Annotated in this window: 20 protein-coding genes and 1 pseudogene; 16 read left to right on the forward strand and 5 right to left on the reverse strand. The window is 50.2% G+C overall.

The genetic code is table 11. The features are described from left to right. The first annotated feature begins 67 nt into the window (after positions 1-67). From XI25_RS12595 to XI25_RS12625, 7 genes are all read left to right on the forward strand, one after another. Positions 68-880 (forward strand): DUF5643 domain-containing protein, encoded by an 813-nt coding sequence (locus XI25_RS12595; RefSeq protein ID WP_046678869.1) that lies wholly within the window; start codon positions 68-70, stop codon positions 878-880. 233 nt (positions 881-1,113) lie between these two features. Further along, positions 1,114-1,938, forward strand: a complete 825-nt coding sequence (locus XI25_RS12600) for a DUF5643 domain-containing protein (protein WP_046678870.1) — start codon at positions 1,114-1,116, stop codon at positions 1,936-1,938. Positions 1,939-2,065: 127 nt separating this feature from the next. Then, on the forward strand, positions 2,066-2,629 hold the full coding sequence (locus XI25_RS12605) for an RNA polymerase sigma factor (RefSeq protein WP_046678871.1): 564 nt from the start codon (positions 2,066-2,068) through the stop codon (positions 2,627-2,629). Further along, positions 2,623-3,351, forward strand: a complete 729-nt coding sequence (locus XI25_RS12610) for a DUF4179 domain-containing protein (RefSeq protein ID WP_046678872.1) — start codon at positions 2,623-2,625, stop codon at positions 3,349-3,351. Before XI25_RS12605 ends, XI25_RS12610 begins: the two co-directional genes overlap by 7 nt. 14 nt (positions 3,352-3,365) lie before the next feature. Continuing rightward, positions 3,366-4,142: a hypothetical protein gene (locus tag XI25_RS12615; RefSeq protein ID WP_046678873.1), complete on the forward strand. Its 777-nt coding sequence runs from the start codon at positions 3,366-3,368 to the stop codon at positions 4,140-4,142. 160 nt (positions 4,143-4,302) lie between these two features. Then, positions 4,303-5,271, forward strand: a complete 969-nt coding sequence (locus XI25_RS12620) for a helix-turn-helix transcriptional regulator (RefSeq protein WP_046678874.1) — start codon at positions 4,303-4,305, stop codon at positions 5,269-5,271. Between the two features lie 83 nt (positions 5,272-5,354). After that, complete coding sequence (locus XI25_RS12625) at positions 5,355-5,969, forward strand: SRPBCC family protein (protein WP_046678875.1); 615 nt, start codon at positions 5,355-5,357, stop codon at positions 5,967-5,969. Between the two features lie 281 nt (positions 5,970-6,250). On the opposite strand, the gene XI25_RS12630 is transcribed toward XI25_RS12625, so the two are convergent. Then, positions 6,251-6,958 carry a DMT family transporter gene (locus tag XI25_RS12630; RefSeq protein WP_082112332.1) on the reverse strand — a complete coding sequence of 236 codons (708 nt, stop codon included), beginning with the start codon at positions 6,956-6,958 and terminating at the stop codon, positions 6,251-6,253. On the opposite strand from XI25_RS12630, the gene XI25_RS33340 reads away from it, so the two are divergent. The 6 genes from XI25_RS33340 to XI25_RS12655 all read left to right on the forward strand — a co-directional run bounded on the left by XI25_RS33340 (position 6,929) and on the right by XI25_RS12655 (position 15,328). Beyond that, positions 6,929-7,090 carry a hypothetical protein gene (locus tag XI25_RS33340; protein WP_160308905.1) on the forward strand — a complete coding sequence of 54 codons (162 nt, stop codon included), beginning with the start codon at positions 6,929-6,931 and terminating at the stop codon, positions 7,088-7,090. The genes XI25_RS12630 and XI25_RS33340 overlap by 30 nt on opposite strands. Positions 7,091-7,614: 524 nt before the next feature. Further along, entirely contained in the window at positions 7,615-8,733 is a 1,119-nt protein-coding gene (locus XI25_RS31285) for a DEAD/DEAH box helicase (protein ID WP_052759577.1), read from the forward strand. 53 nt (positions 8,734-8,786) lie between these two features. After that, positions 8,787-9,908 carry a preprotein translocase subunit SecA gene (locus XI25_RS31290; RefSeq protein WP_235439850.1) on the forward strand — a complete coding sequence of 374 codons (1,122 nt, stop codon included), beginning with the start codon at positions 8,787-8,789 and terminating at the stop codon, positions 9,906-9,908. A 488-nt stretch (positions 9,909-10,396) separates the two neighbouring features. Beyond that, a complete protein-coding gene (locus tag XI25_RS12645; RefSeq protein ID WP_046678877.1) occupies positions 10,397-11,467 on the forward strand; it encodes a bifunctional 3-deoxy-7-phosphoheptulonate synthase/chorismate mutase in 1,071 nt (356 codons plus the stop codon). 157 nt (positions 11,468-11,624) lie between these two features. Then, a complete protein-coding gene (locus XI25_RS12650) occupies positions 11,625-13,016 on the forward strand; it encodes a TraB/GumN family protein (protein WP_046678878.1) in 1,392 nt (463 codons plus the stop codon). A gap of 353 nt (positions 13,017-13,369) precedes the next feature. Then, entirely contained in the window at positions 13,370-15,328 is a 1,959-nt protein-coding gene (locus XI25_RS12655; RefSeq protein WP_046678879.1) for a copper amine oxidase N-terminal domain-containing protein, read from the forward strand. 61 nt (positions 15,329-15,389) lie between these two features. Here the strand turns inward: XI25_RS12655 and XI25_RS12660 are convergent, their stop codons facing one another. Further along, the gene (locus XI25_RS12660) at positions 15,390-16,439 is read right to left on the reverse strand and encodes a PocR ligand-binding domain-containing protein (protein ID WP_046678880.1); all 1,050 of its coding nucleotides are present in this window, start codon (positions 16,437-16,439) and stop codon (positions 15,390-15,392) included. Positions 16,440-16,608: 169 nt separating this feature from the next. Here XI25_RS12660 and XI25_RS12665 point away from each other — a divergent pair. Then, positions 16,609-17,749: pseudogene (locus XI25_RS12665) on the forward strand (glycerol dehydrogenase). Continuing rightward, positions 17,750-19,513 (forward strand): dihydroxyacetone kinase subunit DhaK, encoded by a 1,764-nt coding sequence (dhaK, locus tag XI25_RS32110; protein ID WP_046678881.1) that lies wholly within the window; start codon positions 17,750-17,752, stop codon positions 19,511-19,513. It abuts the pseudogene before it with no gap. Positions 19,514-19,623: 110 nt separating this feature from the next. Here the strand turns inward: dhaK and XI25_RS12675 are convergent, their stop codons facing one another. Both XI25_RS12675 and XI25_RS12680 read right to left on the reverse strand, forming a co-directional pair. Continuing rightward, complete coding sequence (locus tag XI25_RS12675; RefSeq protein ID WP_046678882.1) at positions 19,624-19,968, reverse strand: hypothetical protein; 345 nt, start codon at positions 19,966-19,968, stop codon at positions 19,624-19,626. 130 nt (positions 19,969-20,098) lie between these two features. After that, the gene (locus XI25_RS12680) at positions 20,099-20,779 is read right to left on the reverse strand and encodes a G1 family glutamic endopeptidase (protein ID WP_046678883.1); all 681 of its coding nucleotides are present in this window, start codon (positions 20,777-20,779) and stop codon (positions 20,099-20,101) included. 324 nt (positions 20,780-21,103) lie between these two features. Here XI25_RS12680 and XI25_RS12685 point away from each other — a divergent pair, with 324 nt between their 5' ends. After that, complete coding sequence (locus XI25_RS12685) at positions 21,104-23,161, forward strand: HelD family protein (RefSeq protein WP_046678884.1); 2,058 nt, start codon at positions 21,104-21,106, stop codon at positions 23,159-23,161. A 75-nt stretch (positions 23,162-23,236) separates the two neighbouring features. On the opposite strand, the gene XI25_RS12690 is transcribed toward XI25_RS12685, so the two are convergent. Further along, a partial coding sequence (locus tag XI25_RS12690; protein WP_046678885.1) for an LPXTG cell wall anchor domain-containing protein occupies positions 23,237-23,534 on the reverse strand: 298 nt, incomplete at its 5' end.

Below are 23,534 nucleotides of genomic sequence, written 5' to 3' on the forward strand. Positions count from 1 at the left end.
CGGCCCGGTCCGGATTTTTTAACGGGACCCCCATGTGCCTGTTTCATCAATGAAGGAGGAAATGATCATGAAGAAAACAACCATCGCGGTATTAAGCGCAGCGTTATTGCTGGGAGGAACCTTGTCGTCGCCGGCCGTTCAGGCGGCTTCCCGATTGGAAGCCGGGCCCAGCGCCGTGAGCTCCGAACTCAATCTGAATCCGGCGATAAAAAAGGAATACGGGGGAGCCGTATTTGAACTGGAATCTTTAACGGCCACTAAACAATCGATGGAATATGTCATTTCGCGGAACGTCCCTGAAAATATGGATCCGGAGATGGACCGCAATATTATGGCCATGAACTATGTCGTCATGGACAGCAACGGATGGATTTACGACCGCATCCAGGCGGAAGATAAAATGCGCGAAAAGCCGGACGGCACGTTTGACCGATATTATAAAGAAAAGCTGGGGGCCTTAAAGGGCAAACCGAAGGAACTTATCATCAAGCCCTATTTAGGGGGTACAAACATAAAGTCGGCGGGAAAGGCCGACGTGACGGCCAAGCTGACGAATAAATACCCGGTGACCCTGGATCAGGGCAAGATCGGAACCATGACCGTAACGGGCGCGAAATTTGAGAAGAAACGGACCGTTCTTACGTTGTCGATCCAAGGGGAGACGGCTTCGATTCAAAACGCCGCAACATGGCTTGTAGAAAATGGGAAGGCTCTGGATTACAGCCGCAAGGAATTGATCAGCGTGAACAACGACGTTTACCGATACGAGCTTGAGTTCCCGGCGGTTGACCGCAAAGCGACGCTTCAGGTGATGACGAAGCGTATGACGCCCGTTGCGTTTTTGAACGAGCTGGAGATGAGGGTGAAGCTCCCGCAATAACGTCCTTTAGAAATGTTGGAAGAAGCAGAAACGGTCATGGGCCGTTTCTTTTTTTGCATAAAAATGAACCGAGCCTCCGTTTTTTCCTCGACGAACCTCTCCGGATCTGAACCTACTTTCCCTTTCATTCGCCTATATAGTGTAAGAATCAAACGCATCTTGTTCGGGCCCGTCCGCTCCTTAGCGGCAACGAGATGCATATTTCGTTTCATCGGATGAAGGAGGAAATGATCATGAAAAGAACAACCATTGCGGTATTAAGCGCAGCGTTATTGCTGGGAGGAACCTTGTCGTCGCCGGCCGTTCAGGCGGCATCCCCATCGGAAGCCGGGCAAAGCGCCGTAAGTTCCGATTTCAAGCTGAATCCGGCGATAAAAAAGGAGTACGGTGGAGCCGTATTTGAACTGGAATCTTTAACGGCCACTCCGCAGTCGACGGAATATCTCATTTCACGGAACATTCCCCAGACTCTGGATCCGGAAATGGACCGTAATATGATGGCCATGAACTATTTCGTCATGGACAGCAACGGATGGATTTACGATCGCATCCAGGCGGAAGACAAAGGGAGAGAAAAGCCGGACGGCACGTTTGACCGTTATTATAAAGAGAAGCTGGGTGCTTTAAAAGGCAAACCGAAGGAACTTATCATCAAGCCCTATATAGGAGGCAATTATGATGATAAAAGTACAAAGTTTGCGGAAAAAGCCAGCGTAACGGCGAAGCTGTCGGATAAATATCCGGTCAAGCTGGATCAGGGCAAGATCGGTACCGTGAACGTAACGGGCGTGGAATTCGAAAAGGACCGGACCGTTCTTACGTTGGCGATCGAAGGGGAGACGGCTTCGATTCAAAACGTCGGAACATGGCTTGTAGAAAACGGGAAGACCCTGGATCACACCCGCAAGGAATTGATCAGCGTGAAAGACGGCGTCTACCGCTACGAGCTTGAGTTTCCGGCGGTTGACCGCAAAGCGCCGCTTCAGGTGAAGACCAAACGAATGACGCCCGTTACGTTTTTGAAGGAGCTGGAAATGAGGGTCAAGCTGCCACAGTAGCCAACCATCGCCATGGGGCAGGGAGCGGAAACGGCCGTACAGGCCGTTTCTATTTTTTTGCCTAAAAAATGAACCGAACCTCCATTTTGTTCGCCTATATAGTATAGTGCTATTGGGAGTTGACAGGATGGAAAGCGAAGAACGATTGTTTGATTTGTGCCGGAACGGCGATAAAGATGCCTTTTTCAAGCTGGTGGAGCCTTTGCTGGGCCGCGTGTACAGCACGTCTACGGCTATTTTGCGCTCGACGCATTTGGCTGAAGATGCCGTACAGAACACGCTGATCGAAGCTTATCAAGCCATTATCAAAGGGAAGAAAATAAGGAATTTCAATGCCTGGTTCAAGCAATTGGCGGCCTGCCGGGCAATGGATCTGGCCAGACAAAGGTCCCGGCACGCCAATGTTTCCGGAAATATCGACGAGCTGGAGCTTCCGGACGAACATGAAACACCGCTGGAAGCCGTATTGAAAAAAGAAAGGGGAGCCGAGCTGTTGGAATGCGTCATGTCGCTGGACATTCACCATCGGTCCGTCATTGCACTGTATTATTACCAGGAACTGTCCATCGATGAGATCGCCGACGTTTTGGGCATTAAGGCGGGGACGGTCAAATCGCGGCTTCATGCCGCCAGATCGAAGCTGAGTCAGGCGGCAACCCGACAAAAAATGGAGCAGGTGATCGAATGTTAAACCGGGATGAACGGCAGCTGAAGAAAAATATACAGCAATCGTTAGATGAAATTCCGCTTCCCGATTCTTTAATTCAATTTGCCAAGGAGGTACCGCTTCGCTGTCAGCAGCCGGAAGAGGACATGGCGGTTACGAAGCCCCGGCGCCGAAGCGGCAGAAGAAGGTATAGAATAGCCGCAGCCTGCGCGGTTTTGGCCTTATCTCTGGGATTCGCCGTGCAGAAGTCGCCGGCTTTTGCGGCTATGGTCAAAGGGATTCCCGGTTTCTCGATCGTTTCGGATTGGCTGGACACGTTGCGTGGAAATGACGGCGTCGAGAACGCCCAATCCCATGGTTACAGTCCGTTTGAACCGTTCGTGAAGCAGTTTGACGGGGTGAAAGTCAGCATCAGCGATGTGTATTTGACGAGCGATAAGTTGTCATATAAAGTGTTTATCCAATCCGACCGTTTGAAGCAGCATGTTTTTAAAAGATCGGACGGCAGTTTGGGCCTGAACAGGGAAGCACCGGTCTTTTTCGTAAATATACCTGAAATTTCTGATGGGGGCAGCAGCGCCGGCGTCGTGATCGAATCGGGCGATGACGCAAAGGACCCGGTACTGGTTATTAGCCGGATCGGTGAAGTAAAGCCGGAGGAAGTTAAAACGTTTTTAAGCCATAACCCTACGGAACTTCAGTTTGAAATCGGCATCAGCATGATCAAGAAGACGGCAAGCCCATAACAGATACGCTCAAGATGAGCGTTCCGTTCCATCATATGGACTGGCTGGAGGATCGGATCATACCGCTTCATCAGACCGTTAAGGTGGCGGGGGATCCGGATTTGAGGGAAATGACGCTGGACCAAATCAAGATTACGCCGACCAATACCTATCTCGATATCAAAATCGCGGATGACGCGAATTATTATCTGTTATTCGGCCAGTCCGGGACAGTCCCGTATTTAACGGATGATAAGGGGAAAACGTACCGATTGCATACGGACGACCCGCAGAACATGGTGGACTATCCCGGCGTGAGGCGGATGAACGGAAACAAGCTTACGTTTACCGCATCCCCTTACTTCGACGAATCGGTGAAGTCTCTTACGCTGCACCTGGATCAAGTGATGCTGACGGAAAAGAGTCCGGGCGGAACGTTCACCCTTTCGCTAGACGAACCTTTTCCTAAGAAAGTCCGCTTTAAAGATAATGAGTTAACGATCATCGGGGCGAGTTACGAGAAAGATTATTTGCGGCTGAGAATAAAAAGGGATCGAATGGAAGACAAACGTTTGGGCATCCTGTTTGCAGTCCCGCCGGAAGCCAAGGAAAGTTTATATCCCGAATTGCAGCAGCGTTTCGATAAAGGCATCGGGATAGATTCGGGGGCAGCACGGGTGAGAAACGATCAGGACGATTATTATGAAGCATGGATTTTCGCGCCTGAACTGAAAACCTATGAAATTGAAATGTATCGGGAGGCCGCCCCAGTCCGGATAGACCAAGACATTACGATTCCTGTCAGTAAGTAGATCAGAGATTAGCTCAGCACCGGCCGGGAATAAAATGGGGATCAAGGGTTCGATCTTCATTCGTTTTCAGGTTTAGCTTCCGCTCCTTCCAGTTTTACGGCTTATAGTACAATGTAAATAGACTAAAAACGAGTGGTAGAGGAAAGGGCTGCTGAAAACGATGCCTAAAGCGGACAATATGCTGGCTATTCTATGGCTCCTTAAATCACGAAGAAGAATGACGGCCAAGCAACTGGCAGAGGAGTTGGAAATTCATATCCGGACGGTTTACCGGTGCATCGATGCTCTATGCATTTCCGGCGTCCCGATCGTTTCGGAAACCGGTCGCGACGGAGGTTACTTTATTCCTGAACATATCAAGCTGGAGCCCTTGTTTTTTGATGCCGAAGAACAAAAAGCCCTCCTACAGGCGGCGGCATTCGCACGGGAAGCGGGTTATCCGTCAAAAGCGGCGCTTAGCCGGGCGGTTTCCAAAATCAAGCGGTATGCCAATTCGGAGCAGCTCGAGCGCATGGAGCGTCACGAGATCAGTCTTGAAGTCATACAGCCTCCTTCTGCCGCTTCTCTGATCTCCATGCTCACAGAGATCGAAAAATGCATGGATTTGCAATCAAGCCTCGAACTATGCTACAAGACAGGATATGACGGTTCCATCAATAAGCGCATCGTTGATCCCTATGGGCTCGTCCATTGGAAAAGCAAATGGTATGCCGTTGGTTACTGCCGTTTGCGCGGGGAAATACGCAGCTTCCGCGTCGACCGTATGAGCGATTTGATATGCACCGATCACCAATTTGAACGTCCGCCCGATTTTTCCGCCCGGTCGTTTTTATTGGACAGCTTGCGTTCGGATGACGGGGGTGAAGATAGCGCTCATTTGATTTCGGTTCACATCCAAGGCAGCCCTCAGGCTTTGGACGATTTGTGCGGACATTGGCTGCTTGGTCACGCACTCGTGGAGCGAACGGCGGAGTATGCCCATTTCAAGTTGGACGAGCTGAAAATTTATACGCAGCTTCCTTATTACTTGCTGTCTTATGGCGGAAAGATACGCATCTTGGAGCCGGAGGGACTGAAATCCTGCATGATCGACATCACGGCCTCCCTGTTGGACCATTATCAATCCTAGTTATAAACACTGACCTTCGTTGTCAGTGTTTTCGTTATATAATGAAACCCAAAACCCAAAAGGATGCGACAGGAGGAAAAAAGGTGGCAGGCTCTATTTTTAAACGGGACGTGAAGACGGCAACGGGCAGCTCATGGGAAGAATGGATAATGAAACTTGGCCGGGAAGTGGACCCGCTATGGTCCCATGAACAAATCAAAAATCATATCCGCGAGGCGCATCAAGTTTCGGGAGATTGGAGCGAATGGATCGCCGTCATGTACGAACAAATCATGGGCCGGACACCGGTTGGAACAACCAAAGACGCGGGTGTGCAAATAGGCATCAGAAAGACGTTTGCCGCAACCAAGGAGAAAGCCTGGAATTTTCTCACCTCTTCTGAGGGCTTATCGTTATGGATCGGAGAAGTTCCTTCCTTTAAAATCCAGAAGGGACATGAATACGAATCCAAGGAAGGCGTGTCCGGGAAAATTACGGTGGTCGTACCGTACCAAAAGCTGCGCATGACCTGGAAACGTCCGGAGTGGGACAGCCCGTCCCGGCTTCAAATTTATTTGTTGTCAGCAAGCTCCGGTAAAACCACCATCTCCATTCACCAGGAAATGCTGGAAGACGTCTATATGAGGGAAATGATGCGGCGTTATTGGGAAGAGACGTTGAATAGAATCAAAAATCTGTTGGAGGCGCGGGATGAATAAATACAGCCATATCGACTTACGGGTAAATTCCTGGGAAAATTTCCGATCAGCCCGACCTATTACGCGGTTTATTTCGAAGACCCGTGCGGCAACAAGTATGAGATGGTTCACAGATTGAATTAGAACAGAAGAACCACGTCGTGAGGGACGTGGTTTTCTTCTGGTATGGCGGCCCCGCATGACTTGATTCAAGCGTTCAAAGGAAATGCTTTCGTTTTCCGACAGAACGATTCTTCTTCGAAATAAAGCACTTAGTTCACTCATGAAGCCGCCCCTTTATATCATGGCGTATTCGCCGTCTTCGGTGATTGTTGGCTCCGGGCTCCCAGGGCATTCGCGCCGATGACTCCCGCTATGATCAGCACCGAGCCGATGACGTGATAAAGCTTGATTTCCTCGTGAAGAAACATGGCCCCGGCAGCAATCGAGACGACGGTTGACAGGTTGCTGAACACGCTCGTTTTCGAGGCGCTGATTTTGGACAGGGTGTAATTGGCCGTCAGAGAAGTAACGAGGGAAGACAGTATCCCCAGATAAAGGATGGACCAGATAAAGGTGCCGCTGGATAAAGGCTCGAAGAAGCGATCCAGCGTTCCGGAGCCGATATGAGACGTTAACGAGACGAGTAAAAAGGCGGCGCAGCCGATGCCAAGCATCATGTATGTGATTTCCAAGGGACTGAATGTTTTCAATAGCGACCGGGCCAACACGCTGTAACCGGCGAAAGCCAGACAGGATAAAAACAGCAGGAGAATCCCCGTGATGCTGGACAGATCGAAGCTGCTTCCCTTCATCATAAAGATGTATACGACACCAAGGACCGAAAGGAAAATAGACAGCTTTTGAAGCAAAGTGGTCACTTCCTTTAGAAATACGAAGGCCAGAAGCATTGTCAAAATGGGCGTTACCGCATACAGAATGCCGCCCTCCGAGGAGGTGGCGTGAAGGAGCCCGAATGTTTGAAGCGCAAAGAATCCAAGCGGATACATCGTTGCCAGGATTTTTTGGACAGGGAGAAATTTCTGAAGATCAGCATTTTAAGGGCGCAGCCGGAGCAGATCGAGGAGGGCGTCAAAGCGATCGTGGAGGAGGTAAAGAGGGGGAGCGGGCAGGCTTTTTAACGATCGATCTGCCGTAACCATTAGCCTTAGGGAAGGTTATTGACAGGCAGGAAAAGCTTGTTTTTCTGTACTTAGGAGAAGGAATGCTTCCCTCAAATCTCGAAAAAGGTATACCAACACAAAACAAACGAGAAAGGAGGTGAACTCCCCATCCGCATGATGAAAATAAATCCCTGTTTATCCGGCAGATCCCGCATCCAATGGATCCGAATCATGAAAAGCGGGTTGCTTCTTATATATTTTTTTATTCATCGTTTTATCCTGACGATTACCGACTGCAGACGAGCTCCGCTATACGATTTGATTTTTTATGACAAATTCCTGCTCTTGATCCCCAGGCAAGTTTTGATGGATGGTCCCAATAGACTTGTCATTTCCAATCACGTCATCCAATGTTATGCAATCCTTTGCTTGGAAAGCGAACGGATCCTTATTCGATTTCAAACCTACAAGGAACCGAGCCTGAAACCTCCTTTTACATGGAATTCTTTCAACCCTGTTTCGTTCGACTAAAGGAGGTTCTCATGAGTTCGGGAAAAGAAAATATTTTCAATAAAATGAATACGATTTACAATCGGCACCGGCTTAAGCCGTATTATGACAAGCTCAAGGTTATCAAGGGAGTTCAATTCAATGATTGGAGCGATTCAAAGCTCGCAGATTTTGCCCGGGAGCTCAAACTGAAGGCACAGTCCGGCGTTCCGCTCAGCGGCCTGGTGGCCGAGGCGGCGGCTGTGGTTGACGAAGTCATATGGCGCTTCCTGCAAATCCGGTTGTATGACACGCAATATATCGCGGGTTTAGCCCTTCATGACGGATATATGGTGGAAATGCAAACCGGCGAAGGCAAGACGCTTGCTGCGGTTCTTCCGGCGTATCTTCATGCTTTGGAAGGAAAAGGGGTGCACGTTTTTACCTTCAATGATTATTTGGCAAGCCGAGATGCCGAGTGGGTAAGGCCGATTTATGAATTTTTAGGCCTGACCGTCGGGTGTATCATAGAGCAGACCGGGTTGCCTGAACGGAAGCGGGCCTATGCCGCGGATGTTACTTATATGACGGCCAAGCAGGCTTGTTTTGACTATCTGAAGGATTCGCTCGTTTATGACATAAAGAATAGAGTTCAACGCTCTCACCATTATGTATTGGTTGACGAAGCGGATTCGATATTAATCGATGAAGCGAGGATTCCGCTGGTTATAGCTGGCGATATCGGCGAAAATCGAAATGCTTACAGCAGAATGGCCGATATTGTGAAGCAGCTCAAACCTGGCGTTGATTATGACACGGATGACCATGAGCGAAACGTATTCTTAACCGAGGCGGGAGCGGAACAGGCAGAGGAACTGCTTGATTGCGGCAATTTGTACGATATGGAGAACAGCCAAACGTTAACGGAACTGAATTGTGCGCTGCATGCCGAAGTTTTGTTAAAGAGAGATGTCCACTATATCGTTCGGGATGGAGCCGTACAGCTCATTGATGAGTTTACGGGAAGGATCGCGGATAAAAGGCATTGGCCTGACGGTTTGCAGGCTGCAGTCGAAGTAAAGGAAGGACTTAAAGTTCAAGCGGGCGGAAAAATCATGGGCTCCATGACGCTGCAGCATTTTCTGAGCTGTATAAAAAACTTTGCGGAATGACGGCAACCGCCCAATCCTCGGCTGATGAATTCAGGGACGTCTATGCTTTGGATGTGGTAGTTATACCGCCTAACAAACCTTCCCGGAGAACGGACCTCCCCCATTTCATATTTTCGGATAAAGAATCAAAAAGAAGGGCCATCATTCGCGAGATCGTCTCCGTTCATGAGACGGGCCGACCGATTCTGGTAGGTACCTCAAGCGTTGAAGGGTCGAACCAACTGGCGGCAGACCTTGCGGGCAAGGGGGTGTCATGCCATGTGCTTAATGCGCAGCATGATCAACAGGAAGCAGAGATTATTTCCAGAGCCGGGATGCTTGGCGCTGTAACCGTGTCCACCAATATGGCCGGCCGGGGAGTGGATATCATTCTAGGCGGCGGGGATCCCGAGGAATACCGGAAGGTGGCGGCTTTGGGGGGATTATACGTCATCGGTACGAATCTTCATGAGAGCGTTCGCGTGGACATGCAGTTAAAAGGGCGGGCAGGCCGACAGGGAGATCCGGGATCGTCGCGATTCATCATTAGTTTGGAAGACGATATTTTGATTAGATATGGGATTAAGGAGGAACTTCCCGCAAAATATCAAGGTCTAAAATCGGACGCTCCGATTGAAGACTCCAAAATCCGGCATATTCTGAACCATATTCAGCTCGTTATCGAAGGGCAGAACTACGAGATCAAAAAGACGTTGAACAAATACGCCGATATCGTTGAACAGCAGCGAAGGATTTTATATGAAAGACGGACGGATGTGCTTTTTAATAGAGTCAAGCCCAATGTGTTGGCAACAAGTGAACCCGAGTTATACGAAAATCTGTGTGCAGCCTATGGACAGGTTAAGGTGGAGGAGACCGAAAAATACGTTTTGCTGATCCAGATGGATGCATGCTGGTCAGACTTTTTGGATTATGCATCTTACATTAAGGAAGGCATACATTTGGAAAGCTTGAGCAATAAAAATCCTCTGGATCAGTATAATCGGCTTCTCATTGAAGCTTACGGGCGAATGGACAAAGAGATTGAAACCCGTACATTAAACGTCTTCCTCAAGACGGAGTTTAAGGAGGAAATGACGGTCCCTCTTGATATGAGCGAGTTGAGAATTCCTTCGGCAACATGGACCTATGTCATCAACGACAGCTTTTTTCAGAATAGAGTCCAGTTATTCTAGGGGGAGATGGGGTGAAAAGATAAAAGTCAACCCAACTTATTTCATTACGGTAACGCGACATCGCTTTAAACAATAAGCTTGCATGACAATCCCGATTGTAATACAATGCTTTTAAATTTACGGTTCCAGAATAGGATACAAGCGATGAAGGAAAGAGTAAGCGAAGAACATTCCTGACAGGGACGGCATGCCACCGACTGAAAGCTGCCGAGCGAAGGTTCCCGCCGAAGTTCATTCCCGAGCCGGTTTTCTGATAGCTTCCGTTTTAAGCATGATGCGGCAAGCGGTAGGAAGGCCCGTAACCCTTGCGTTAAAAGGTTCAAGTGAGATGTGCGGCTATTTCTCGTAAAAACGCCATCGTTCTTTTCGAAGGACGACGGAATCGTTTTTTGCGCTGCATATCTAATAAGGGTGGTACCACGACTCCTCGTCCCTTTGCGGACAGGAGTCTTTTTGTTTTTATATATAAATCAAAGGAGAGATTCTGTATGAGTCAAGGACGTTTGGAGCAATTGCGGTCAGAACTGGATTCGGTCAATCTTCAGCTGCTGGAGCTGTTGTCGCGGCGGGCGCGTTTAGCCCAGGAGATCGGAGAGGAGAAACAAAAGCAGGGCGTGCCCGATTTCGATCCGGTGCGGGAAAAACAAATGCTGCAGGCCATCACCGAGCATAACGACGGGCCATTCGATAACGAAACGATCCGGCATTTATTCAAGCAAATATTCCAGGCCTCGTTGAAACTGCAGCAGGTAGACAGCAAGAAGCTTTTGCTAGTCAGCCGTAAAAAGAAGCAGGAGGACACGATCATACAACTTGGCGATACCGTAATCGGCGGCGGCAAACCGGTCATGATTGCCGGCCCGTGTTCCGTGGAAAGTTACGAACAGGTACGCCAAGTGGCGGCAGCCCTTAAGGAAGCCGGCATAACCGTCATGAGAGGCGGGGCGTTCAAACCGAGAACCTCGCCGTATGATTTTCAGGGGTTGGGCGTGGAAGGTTTGAAAATTTTAAAAGAGGTTGCGTCCGAGTTCGGCCTCAAAACGATCAGCGAAATTGTCGATCCCGCCCATATTGAACTGGCATGCGATTACATCGACGTGATTCAAATCGGCGCCAGAAACATGCAGAATTTCGAGCTGTTGAAAGCGGCGGGCGAGGTGCGGACGCCGGTTCTGCTCAAACGCGGCTTGGCTGCCACGATTGACGAATTCGTTCATGCGGCGGAGTACATCGTGTCCCGGGGAAATACGCAGGTGATGCTGATCGAGCGCGGAATCCGGACTTATGAGAAAGCGACAAGAAATACCTTGGACATCTCGGCAGTTCCAATTTTGAAACAGGAAACCCATCTACCGGTACTGGTCGATGTCACCCATTCGACGGGCCGCAAAGACATTCTCGCGCCTTGCGCCAGAGCCGCTTTGGCTGCAGGGGCGGACGGCGTCATGGTCGAGGTTCACCCGGATCCCGCTACGGCCTTGTCCGACGCGGCGCAGCAGCTGAACATCCCGGAATTCTATGATTTCTATGAGAATGTGAAGCAATCCGGTTTACTATAGTCCCGCAAAGGCACGCTGAAGAGGCGTGCCTTTTTTGCGTTTAAACGCTTACTGCACGCTTGCCGTCATTTTTGGTAGAGGAATGCGGATATACATGGTACAATTTTCTAATAGGCTTGCCAGATTATCAACGTAGTTCAAGAGAGGAGAAAGATTCATGAACGTTAAAAAACATTGGCATAAACTGAGCCGCTGGGCAACCGCAGGTGCGCTGAGCTTGACGATGGTGGCAGGAAGCGTTCTTCCCGCTAACGCCGCATCGCCAGCCCCGGAAGCCCCGGTCCCCACGCTCAGCCCCTGGTCCGTAAAGACCCTGCATGAGGGCGAGAAATACGGGATTTACCCGCTGAACTGGTATTACGGCGGAAGTTTTCAAAAGCCGATAACAGCCGATAATTTTAAATCTTTAATGAATGCAACGGCGAAAAAGCTGGATATGCTCGGGTTTAAGAAAAAAGAGGTTTCCCTTTCTTTCCCGGCTGGCCAAACCATCACGAGAGAAACCGTAATCACTTCCTTACATAAGCTTTTATCGAATTACGAACTGCCGGAAACGTATGGACTGGCTTCGGATTCACCGGTAGACTTCATGAAGAATAACGGTGTCGTTCAAGGCACGAAGGCCGGACTTCAACTGGATCAGCCTTGTACGGCCGAGCAGGCAGCCGTAATGGCGAGCAGACTGGTTGAATTCGCATACGATACGGCAGGTAAAGGGGCCGAAGGTCTCATGTGGAAAGTAACCAACGGCAATAACACGTTGTATTTGCTGGGCTCCATTCATTTGGGGAATACCGACATGTACCCGATGCATAAGAGCATCCGTGAAGCCTTTGAAGCGTCGGAAGACCTGTGGGTCGAAGTGGACATCGTAAACGGAGATATGAGTTATTTTACGGAGAAAATGGCTTACAGCGACGGAACAAAGGTGAAAGATCATGTATCCGCGGGTACGTACGAAAAGCTGCAAAAGGTGCTTAAAAAGCTGCAATTGCCGGCCGAAACCTTTGACGGCTATAAGCCGTTTGCCATCTCCAGCACGCTGTCGACGTTCAGCGTTCTCGACAATCCGGCGGAAACCGAGCTTGCGTCCGTTACCGGCATCGACCGTTACTTCCTCGGTAAAGCCCTGCTGTCGGGTAAGCCGATCCATGAGCTGGAAGGCATTAAGCTGCAGGCGGATCTGTTTGCGAACGTGCCTGCGGAGGAACAGGAGAAGGAATTAAACGTAATGCTTGATAGCTTGCTGTCCGATCAAGGGCAGGGCGATGCCGCAGAGCAGCTGAAGGCAATGCAGCAGGCCTGGGTTAAAGGCGATGCGGAAGGCTTGACCCAAAGCTTGACGGACTCCGAATTGACGCAAAGCGAAGCCAACCGGCGCTTGTTCGGGGAGCGGGACAAAAACATGGCCAAGAAGTTGGTTGAATTGCTGGAGCGGAAAGGGGAGCACACCTCTTTTGTTGTGGTAGGCGCGGGTCACTACGTGATCAAAGGCATGGTTGTCGACCTGCTGAAAGAAAAAGGCTACAACGTAGCATTTATGCAATAAGTTTACGCGATTTAACAATGAAATCCCGGAAAGCCCAACCTCTCGGCAGGTTGGGCTTTTTCTTTGCCCGTTTCCATATCATGATGAAAACCCATGATAACCATAAAGTATATGTAATTGATGCGTTTTTGGGGGACTTCTATATTCAATCATGAATTAATTATCGCTTTTCACCGTAGCATTATAAGGTAAATCATAAGAAACAACTAATGTTTAGGCATCTTTGAATCCGTAAATCGAAAAATAAGTGCAATTTTCTACGAATGTCGTTTTGAAAAGGAAAAACGCTGGTATTGTCGAATAAACAAGGGGGTTGAAAAATATTCCAAAAGAGTAGAGAGGGGTTATGAGGGTTGAGAAAGACGTTGTATATCGTCTTGATCGGTTTCCTGCTCGGTTTCGGATCGGCCGGACTGACAGCGGGGCAGGCTTCCGCCGCGGATGCTGCGCCGCAGATTAAGGACATTCTCGGAGAGAAAACATTATTAATGGAAGACGGTTCCATGTGGTCGATGATTAACGGCAACCGGGTCATTCGAACTCCGGGAAATGTAGAGGCGGTCAACGGTACGGAGCTCGAAGGCATGGGCGTGACTCAAGATGGAAAGCTGATTCAATGGGACATAGCCAATGCTCCGCACGTGGTGAAGGACCAGACCGGAGTCAAGCAAGCCGCAGGCGAATATTGGCTTAAGATGGACGGAACGGTATGGAGCATTGGAGGAAAAGTCAAGAAGCTTGAAGGCATCAAGCTAATCGGTTACGGGGACCGGGATTTTGCGGCTTTAAGCCATAACGGCGATGTGCTGATCCGGGATTCTTACGCGCAGGAAACCTATAAAAAGCTTGGCACCATTCCGGATGCGGCCTCCGTAAAGGACATATCCGTATTCGACAGCCGTGTCGCGCTGTTGTATGACAGCGGAAAGGTGGTTATCTACGAAACGTTCAATTTCGATGATAACGGCAAAATCATTCCGGTTGCGGTCGCAGAGGATGCCGTTCATATCGCTTATGGCACGGGAGACCCGACGCCTCGATTGCTGGTCACCCGCAAGGACGGGACGGTCTGGACGACAGGCAACTACCAGGATCGCTTTAAGCTGGCCAAGCAGGTGCCGGGACTGAGCGATATCGTGAGAACAGCGGTCAAAGAGGAGAGCCATGATCAATTTTATGCCCAAAAAAGCAGCGGCAGCTGGGTCATGTTCGACGATGGGGATATCAAGCCTGTCGATGTGCCAGCCATAAAAAAATTGGACGTTTCGTTATCCGACGCGAAGCCGTTCGTGGGTGACCAGCTGAAAATCGATATCCAGGAAACCTACACGAACGGAGCGAAAATCAAAGTTCCGGCAAGCGAGGCAAGCATTGAGATTCAAAAGCCGCATTTGCTTCAATTGCAATCGAAGGGAACGGTTAAAGTTCTCGGCGTAGGCGAGACCAAAGTTACCGTAACCTCGGGCGGCATATCAAAAGACTTGACGGTATCCGCAAGCCTGCGTCATAACCTGAAATACTCGAAACAGGCTCAAGGCATCGTGTTCGTCCCTGCCAAACCGGTATTTCAAGCATTGGGCGGCACCGTTTCCCCGTCAGGCGGGGGATTGGACGTAAAGCTCGGCGACACGTCGCTGTGGTTCAAAGCGGGCACGGCCCAAGCCACCCTGAACGGAAATAAAATCCGTTTAAAAGCGGTCCCCATGAACGATAAAGAGGGGACTCTCATACCGGTCTCGCTGCTGTCCGACGCGCTGGGGGCGCAAGCCCGATGGGACGGCAAGTGGAAGCAGGCCGAAATTTCTTTCGGTGAGGCACGTTTGACCGTTGTATCCGCCGAGACGGCATCGCTAATCAAGAAGGCAGCCCAGGGCAGTTTGGCCAAATTTATCGGCAGAACGTATTGGATCAACGATTTCCAAGGATGGGAACGCTTCTCGAAAGTAACGGTGACCGACATTCTGCCGGATGATACGGGATCTTTTGTCATCGTATTCAGATCGGCAGCAGGCAAAACGCTGAAGAGCTATTCCATGTCTTCTTCCAACGTATCGCAGCTGTTTGCAGACGAGTCCTCCTTCTATAAGTTCGATCCGTACAAGAAATATAAGTGGTCCTCATCCACATGGAAGAAGATCAAAGCCGGACAAGTATCTCTCGGCATGACGAAGGCACAAGTCCAAATGTCATGGGGATCTCCGGGAAGCAAGAGCCTTACCGCCGTCAACGGCCACACGATTGAAACCTGGGTATACGGAAACTTTGACACGATCTCTTTCGTCAACGGCAAGGTGTTTCTGATCTATGCCTAATCAGCTTCTGCATGGAAAAGAGGATGCGCCTGCCTTTTATGGCAAGGGGCATCCCTTTTCGTTAACCTGGCCGATTCATGTTTCCTTTAAAGTATTTGCGGTACAGCGCAGGCGTGATTTCCTCGAATTTCTTGAAGGTTTTTATGAAATAACCGGGTTCGTTGAAGCCGAGCTCGTCGCTGATCTGGGAAACCGGCATGTCGGTAACCTCCAACAGCTGTTTGGCCCAGGTAATCTTGAGGCGCGCCAGATAGGCGGAGAAAGTCTCACCCGTCTCCTTGGCAAACAGCCTGCTGAAATAGCTGGGGCTGATATGGCATAGTTCAGCCATATGCTTGAGCGACATATTCTCGCTTTTGTTCCGGTAAATGTAGTCGAAGGCGGGTTTTAGCACCGAGTTGGAACAAATGTCCGGATCGTACGGAGTATTTTTCAAATAGGCGTCGGCAATCGCATTGGTCATTTCCTTTTTGATCGTTTCTATGTTTTTTATGGAATACCCCGGCAGAATGGTAGAGATGTTCAGGGCTTCTTGATTGCCGGAAGCCTTCTCGAACATTTCGACAAGCAGATTTTTATTAAGGGCCTCCTCGACGATGTAGTTGCACAGGAGAAACAGCATATTGGATATTTTGACGACTTCTTCATAAGTCATCGTGGGGATCTCGTCGTAATATTGATTCAATTTGTCCCGCTTCCGATGATGCAGCGATTCGTTCTTCGATGCTAAAATTTGCTCCAGGTCGCCCGCATTTTCGGGGTCCGCGAGCTTGACCTGTCCGGCCATGACGGCCCCGATGTATTTATCGTCGATGGTGATGGGAATGGCAATGTCAACGATGTTAAAATGGCAAAGATATACGTAAGGCGCATTTAAGCGGACGGCTTCCAGGCCGCCGCGGGAATCGCATTTCTGGCAGTAAGGGAGCAGTTCCGGATCCTTGCGCACATTCTGGCAAAAGGCCTGGCAGCTGCTGTGGGTGGTTACGGGGTTTCCCTTGTAATCGACCGTCAGGATCGCCAGCTTGGTAACGGCGGCCAAGGAATCTTGAAGACGTTTCCACTTCTTTAGGTCCAGGATTTTATTTATTCGCAAGTATTCTTGTATCAATTTGATCACCCCAATGACAATATGATACCATTCGGAAAGAAAAGTGCAAATAATTACGATTGGCAATTATAGTTTTTAGCTATGATATTCCACTAACAAGACTTAAAGCCTTCGGTATAATCTAGTTGATTAAGTATTTAAAACTTTTGATAAAACGGAGGAGATAATGATGAGAAAGGCATTTATCAGTCCGACCAAATACGTGCAAGGCGAAGACGAATTGCTGAATTTGGGCTATTTTGTCAAGTCCTTTGGTTCATCCGCGCTGTTGATCGCCCATCCGGACGATGTGAACCGAGTGAAGCATAAGCTGGATGCGACCGCAGAAAAGTTCGGAATCACTTTTGTTGAAAGCGGTTTTAAGGGAGAATGCTCCCGGGCGGAGGTAGCCCGTTTACAGGAAATCGCCAGAGAAAAAAAAATGCGTCTGCACCATCGGCCTCGGCGGAGGCAAAGCGATTGACGCGGCAAAATGCGTCGCGGAGGGAGAGGCGCTCATCATCTGTCCGACCATTGCGGCCACGGATGCGCCGACAAGCCACTCCGCCGTGCTGTATACGCCGGACGGTTCCTTTGATGATTATGCCTATTTCAAGCAGAGCCCGAGCGTGGTGCTGGTGGACACGACGGTGATTGCCCAAGCGCCCGTTCGCTTCCTCGTCGCGGGGATGGGGGACGCCTTATCCACTTACTTTGAAGCCAGAGCGACGGCCAAGTCCTATTCCCGGGTCAATGCCAGTCTTCCGATGGGATCAAGAGAAGGCTTCTGCGCTCCTGCGGTCGGAACCCATGCGGCGCTGGCCATGGCAACCTTATGCTATGAAATGCTGCTGAAAGACGGTGCCAAAGCGAAAGCGTCCTGCGAGTGCAACATGGTGACCCAGGCGCTGGAAAATATCGTGGAAACGAATATTTTATTATCCGGACTCGGCTTTGAAAGCGCGGGCTTGGGCGGGGCGCATGCCATCCACGACGGTTTAACGATCCTGGAAGGAACCCATCATTATTACCATGGGGAAAAAGTCGCCTTCGGCACCATTGCCCAATTGGTGCTTGAGAATGCCCCTACGGAGGAATTGAACCAGGTTCTTGATTTTTGCCTGGAGGTCGGGTTGCCGGTATGTTTGGCAGATATCGGAGTGGACACAATAAGCCATGAAGAGCTGATCAAGGTGGCCGAAAAAGCATGTATCCCGGAAGAATCGATTCATTCCATGCCGTTCCCGATTTCAGTAACGGAGGTGGCGGGCGCCATTGCGACGGCGGACAAAATCGGCAGAGATTACAAGGCGAGCCGGGAGGGAAGGTAAATGAAAAAAATCATGAACCGGACGGAGAACATGGTCCTCGAAATGTGCAACGGCATCGCGATGGCCCATCCGGAGCTGGAATTTGTGAGGAAGTATAAAATCATCAAGAAAAAACATATCAACGAGAACAAGGTCAGCCTCATCAGCGGCGGAGGCAGCGGCCATGAGCCTGCCCATGCGGGATATGTCGGCAAAGGCATGCTGGATGCGGCCGTATGCGGGGATATTTTCGCATCCCCTTCCCAAATCCAGGTGTATCAGGCGCTTAAAGCGACGGCCTCCCGTAAAGGCACCTTGATGATCATCAAGAACTACAGCGGAGATATGATGAATTTCAAGAATGCGGCCTTCCTGGCGGAAGAGGATGGCTTGGAAGTGGATTATGTCCGTGTCGAGGACGACATTGCGGTTCAGGACAGCTTGTACACCGTTGGACGTCGGGGAGTTGCCGGAACGGTGCTGGTCCATAAAATCGCCGGGGCCGCGGCCGAAGAGGGACGCAGTTTGCAAGAGGTGAAAAAAGCCGCGGAAAAAGCGGCGGCGAGCGTACGAAGCATTGGCTTTGCGTTAACCTCATGTACGGTCCCGGCGAAGGGAACGCCGACCTTCGGGCTCGCCGAGGACGAGATGGAGTACGGCGTCGGCATTCACGGGGAGCCCGGAATCCAGCGGGAGAAAGTGGTATCCGCCGATATTTTGGCACGGCGCATGGTGGAGGCGCTTTTGAAGGATTTGAAGATGGACGAAAGCGCTCCGGCAGAGATTGCATTGTTGATTAACGGCTTCGGGGCCACGCCGCTGCAGGAGCTGTATCTTTTGAACAACGCGGTAACCCGGGAACTGGCTAAGCGGACTCACATCAAGCTTTGCAAAATTTTTGTCGGGAACTTCATGACCAGCATCGATATGGCCGGCGCTTCCGTTTCTATCATGAAATTGGACGAGGAACTGAAGACGCTCTTGTTCAAGGACAGCGACACGCCCGCCTTCAAGGTTTCAGGGCCGGAAGAAAGCGTGGCTTATGTTGATGTGTCCGAAGAGGATGTCCCTGATGCCCAGGTTTCCTATGAAGCGGAAACCCCTGAGCAATATGCCGTCATTCGCGACAACCGGCTCTCGCTGGATAATATCGTGTATCTGGTAGACAAGATGAGCGAGGTTATTATCAAGAATGAGGTTCCGTTCTGCGAGTTGGATGCCCATGCCGGCGACGGCGATTTCGGCATGAGCGTGGCCAAAGGGTTCAGGCAGCTGAAGCGGGAATGGAGCCATATCATGGCCGATCATAAGAGCGATATCGGTTCGTTTTTGGACGCCTGTTCCCTGGTGATTATGGAGCACTGCGGCGGTGCGTCCGGCCCGATCTGGGGCTCGGCGTTCCGGGCAGCGGCTAAGGAAGCGGGCGCGATTACGGAAGCAAGCGTATCGCAATTTGCGGGCATGATGCAGGCCGCGGTCAAGGGGATACAGGCAACCGGCGAACGTTCCTTCGGACGGGGCGCCGTCGTCGGGGACAAAACTTTGATTGACGCGCTTGTGCCTTGCGCGGATTCGTGGTCGGAAAGCGCCCGGACAGGGGACGATTTCAAAACCGCGTTTGCCAAAGGCGCGGATGCCGCCACTGAGGGAGCAAGAAAGACGGAGCATATCGTGGCGCGGATGGGCCGCGCAGGAACCGTCGGCGACCGAAGCTTGGGGTATCCGGATGCCGGAGCCTACGCTTTGGGCGTCATTTTCAAGGAGCTTTCGGATCAAATGAAGTAACGTTCGTGCGCGCGAACCCTGGTTCGCTGTGCTTAGACTTGAATAGAGGCTGTCCGTCAGCTTAAGCCGGCGGACAGCCTCTATTTTTTCAAACATTGAATCCACTGAAGTTAATGGTTTCGCTCCATGTCCTCCACATAATTCTTCGCTTCCAGCAGGGTGATGTTCCTGGCTACCCTGAGTTCCTTAATGGCCTTGACCTTCTGGCCCGATGCAAGCAGCATGCGAAGCCGCTCTTCAAGTTCGGCGTCCAGACGGTCCACGGGCGGATCGGGCGATGGATCAACGGCAGGCGGTTTACCGGATGTATAGGTAGGGGAGCTTTCGGGCCGTTGACGCATCCATTCCAGATCGGATTCCAGATCCCGGATTCTCCGCTGGAGACCGAAGATTTTCGTCCATAAGAGCAGGGATAGAAGGAGTGCGGCTGACGCTATCATTTCCATGGTTTCCATTTCAGATTCACCTCCCCGGTCGGGTACGAAGCTGTAAACATTAACCATGATTATAACATATCCTGTAAGCGATGCCCTAAAAGGGAGCTCCCTATCTTACTTATGTCAAAGCGAAAAATGCGGAATGAAATTATTTTTTGCTCTTTACGGTAAAAGAATCTCCTGCTGGACCAGGCTGTAACGGAACGGAAACCACCCGGTTGTCCTGAACCATAATGATTCCCTGATCTCGAGTCAGCTTGGGGTTTTTGCAGTTAACGCGGCAGCGGGAAAAATGCACGGGGGTCAAGCGGGTTAACCGGGTAGTGGCTCCTCCGACTTCCGGAGCTTCCACGATCCATTCCACGGAAGACTGGGGACCGTTGTAACGCTGAACGGTTTGAAAACACCAATTCCGGGTCAGGTTTTTAAGGCAGATCAACCATTTGCAGCGGGTGCGTTTGACAATGACAGCGCTCATCCGATCACCCGGATGAACAGAGTGAGGGAGGATGGTCGCCACGGCGGGAAGTATTTCCCACCAGGCATAATAGTAAGGCGAGCCGTCCCTGAAATCGTGGCCGGTTCCCGTTTGAATGAGGCAGTCGTTCTGATAGCCGTCGATTCCAATCCAGATGGAAGAGTAAGCCGAATAGGAAGCAGGGCGGACATAGGGAACAGTCCATTCGCCCGATATCCGATGATAGGCTCCTTTTCTGCCGGGAATGGCGTATCCGCTCCAGTTGCTGGAGGCCGATCTGTGGCGCTGCTTTTTGCCGGACTTTTTGAACAAACAAGGCTGTTGAAGAATCATAGATTGATAGACTGTCATTTTTTTCACCGCCTTTTTTGGAAAGGGATAATATATTTAATGCGGCATAAAAAGACGGTGCTTGGGTATTCCGATAGAAATATATCAATCTATTCGCACAGCATTGAAAGATTTATCTTATTAGGACTGACCGGTAAACGCAAAAAAACCAGGTCCTTCGCGAAACGAAAGGCCTGGTTTTGTCTATTATTTTTCCAAAATTCGTATCGGGTTTTTTGGACCCACGATAAAAATATAATACTACAGCCGAAAGAATAAGTCTATATTTTTTTTGGTTTTTCCCTATACTTAAACCTATTCTTATGGGAGAGTGAGGGAATTAAGATGATAAACGCAATCGAAGCGGCCGAACGGAAATACCTTGAAGAGGTGATGAAGAAACTTCATCAAGCCTCTAAAGAACTTGAGGAGAAGCTGACCTCCTCGTACCGGGAGATCATCGACGCGAAAAAATACCTTTGGGTCAATTTGGCGGAGCTTGATCCCGCCGAAAGAGCGGCCAACCGGATGGATATCTCGATGTCCATCGACAGCGGCGAGCAGGCTGCAGCCCGGCATCGGAAGATCCGAAAGTTAATCGAATCGGCCTACTTCGGCAGAGTCGATTTTCATGGCAAGGATCATGATCGCGCAGAGACATTTTATATTGGGGTTCATTCTTTTTCGGAAGACGGTAGCAGGAACCTGCTGATTTATGATTGGCGTTCCCCCGTTGCCAGCCTGTTCTATGATTTTAATGCCGGACCTGCATATTATGATGCTCCCATGGGCCGAGTGGAGGGAGATATCCGGACGAAGAGACAGTATAAAATCAGGGACGGTTTAATGGATTACATGATTGAAAGCTCGATGAATATACATGACGACGTGCTGCAGAAAGAACTCAGCAGCACGTCCGATGAGAAGATGAAAAATATCGTGGCTACCATTCAAAAAGAACAAAATGCCATTATACGGAACGAGACTTCGAACGAGCTTATTATCCAGGGGGGAGCCGGTTCCGGGAAGACATCCGTGGCCCTGCACAGAGTCGCTTACCTGTTGTATCGGCATAAGGACACCCTGAAATCCAGAAATGTATTGATCCTGTCGCCCAATAAGGTGTTCTCCGACTATATTTCGAACGTTCTTCCGGAGCTGGGGGAAGAGAAGATCATGGAGGTAAACGCCGAGGAACTGGGTGCCAAAGAACTGGCCGGGATATGCGGCTTCCAGACGTTTCATGAGCAGGTAAGGGAGCTTGCGGAGGTAGAAGACCCGGATAACATCGAGCGGATCCGCTTCAAAGCCGGGGTTGATTTTGTCGAAGCGATGGATTCTTACATGAAACATGTGGACGGGCATTATTTCGTGCCGGAAGATATCCGCGTTGACGGGATTTGCATTCCAAAGGATGACGTGCTCCGCGCTTATCGGGCTTCGATCAGGCTGCCCGTCAAACAACGGTTGGAGAAAGCGGCCTTAAGCCTCATCGGGAGCTTTAGAACGGATGATGGCGAGCGGCTGACTCCGGCTTCGTCCAGAACGATCAAGGCCGTTATCCGAAAAATGTTCAAGTTCCAAAATGTAATGGGATTATATAAAGATTTTTATACCCATATCGGAAAGCCCCGCCTGTTTAAACTCCACCGCAAAAACACGCTCGAATACGCCGATGTATATCCGTTGATATATCTTAAAATGTTTTATCTCGGGCCATCGGTCTACGAATCCGTCAAGCATCTGCTGATCGATGAGATGCAGGATTACACGCCTATCCAATATGCGGTGATATCCAAATGGTTTCCTTGCAAAAAAACGATTTTGGGCGATAGCAGCCAATCGGTCAACCCTTATTCCTCCACTTCGCTTCAGGAAATAAAACGGATGTTCCCGGAAGCGGAAACGATCGAGCTGTTAAAGAGCTATCGTTCAACCTTGGAAATTATGAATTTTGCCAAAGCGTTGAACCCCGGCAGCAGACTGGTACCCGTGGAAAGACACGGAGAGCAGCCACAGCTGATTGAATGCACCGATGTGCAGGAGGAATGGAATCAAATCCGGGAGCTTTGCCTCGAATTTTTCCAATCGGATCATCACTCGCTAGGCATCGTGTGCAAAACGCGAAAACAGGCGGAAACGGTCTATCAAGCGATTCAAGATGTGCAAGCTCCCGTTTGTTTGCTGGATTTCCACAGTGAGCAATTTCACGAGGGCATTACGGTTACTTTCTCCCATATGGCCAAGGGACTGGAGTTTGACCGGGTGATTATTCCGTTTGCGAATGCCGACAACTATTCTACCGATCTGGATAAAAGCCTGTTGTATATCGCATGCACAAGGGCGATGCATTCACTCTATTTGACCTGGACGGGCGAGAGAGCAGCCTTTTTACGGAAATGAGTTTTTTACGTCATAACGAGAGAGAAAAAAGCAAACACATCCCCTGAGGGAACGTGTTTGCTTTACTTGCGTCAATTAAGCTTTGCTTTTTCTTCTCATAAGGAACCAGCCGGCGAACAGGGCGATGAATCCGGCAAGCCCCAGGTTATAGAAGTTTGCGGAGGTATCGGGCAATTGGTTCAGGTTCTGCTGCTCCGGTGTCTTTATTACTGGCGTTCCGTCTCCGTTCTTGGCCGGAGGAGTCGGGTTTTCGGTGTTTGCCGGCGGTTTGCCGGATCCTGCCGTACCTTTGCCGGAACCCTTGACGTCAACCGTTACGGTAATGGTGACCTCGCCGCCGCGGCCGTCGTTGACGGTTACCGTAAAGCTGTCC

It is taken from the genome of Paenibacillus sp. DMB20 (assembly GCF_000987955.1).
In the GTDB taxonomy this organism is placed as follows: Bacteria; Bacillota; Bacilli; order Paenibacillales; family Paenibacillaceae; genus Paenibacillus_AQ.

Coding starts and splice junctions, on each gene's coding strand:
- dhaK (WP_046678881.1), top strand. CDS start 17,750: ATGAAAAAAATCATGAACCGGACGGAGAACATGGTCCTCGAAATGTGC.
- XI25_RS12610 (WP_046678872.1), top strand. CDS start 2,623: ATGTTAAACCGGGATGAACGGCAGCTGAAGAAAAATATACAGCAATCG.
- XI25_RS12605 (WP_046678871.1), top strand. CDS start 2,066: ATGGAAAGCGAAGAACGATTGTTTGATTTGTGCCGGAACGGCGATAAA.
- XI25_RS12620 (WP_046678874.1), top strand. CDS start 4,303: ATGCCTAAAGCGGACAATATGCTGGCTATTCTATGGCTCCTTAAATCA.
- XI25_RS12685 (WP_046678884.1), top strand. CDS start 21,104: ATGATAAACGCAATCGAAGCGGCCGAACGGAAATACCTTGAAGAGGTG.
- XI25_RS12615 (WP_046678873.1), top strand. CDS start 3,366: ATGAGCGTTCCGTTCCATCATATGGACTGGCTGGAGGATCGGATCATA.
- XI25_RS12675 (WP_046678882.1), bottom strand. CDS start 19,968: ATGGAAACCATGGAAATGATAGCGTCAGCCGCACTCCTTCTATCCCTG.
- XI25_RS12630 (WP_082112332.1), bottom strand. CDS start 6,958: ATGTATCCGCTTGGATTCTTTGCGCTTCAAACATTCGGGCTCCTTCAC.
- XI25_RS12595 (WP_046678869.1), top strand. CDS start 68: ATGAAGAAAACAACCATCGCGGTATTAAGCGCAGCGTTATTGCTGGGA.
- XI25_RS12680 (WP_046678883.1), bottom strand. CDS start 20,779: ATGACAGTCTATCAATCTATGATTCTTCAACAGCCTTGTTTGTTCAAA.
- XI25_RS12645 (WP_046678877.1), top strand. CDS start 10,397: ATGAGTCAAGGACGTTTGGAGCAATTGCGGTCAGAACTGGATTCGGTC.
- XI25_RS12600 (WP_046678870.1), top strand. CDS start 1,114: ATGAAAAGAACAACCATTGCGGTATTAAGCGCAGCGTTATTGCTGGGA.
- XI25_RS12650 (WP_046678878.1), top strand. CDS start 11,625: ATGAACGTTAAAAAACATTGGCATAAACTGAGCCGCTGGGCAACCGCA.
- XI25_RS31285 (WP_052759577.1), top strand. CDS start 7,615: ATGAGTTCGGGAAAAGAAAATATTTTCAATAAAATGAATACGATTTAC.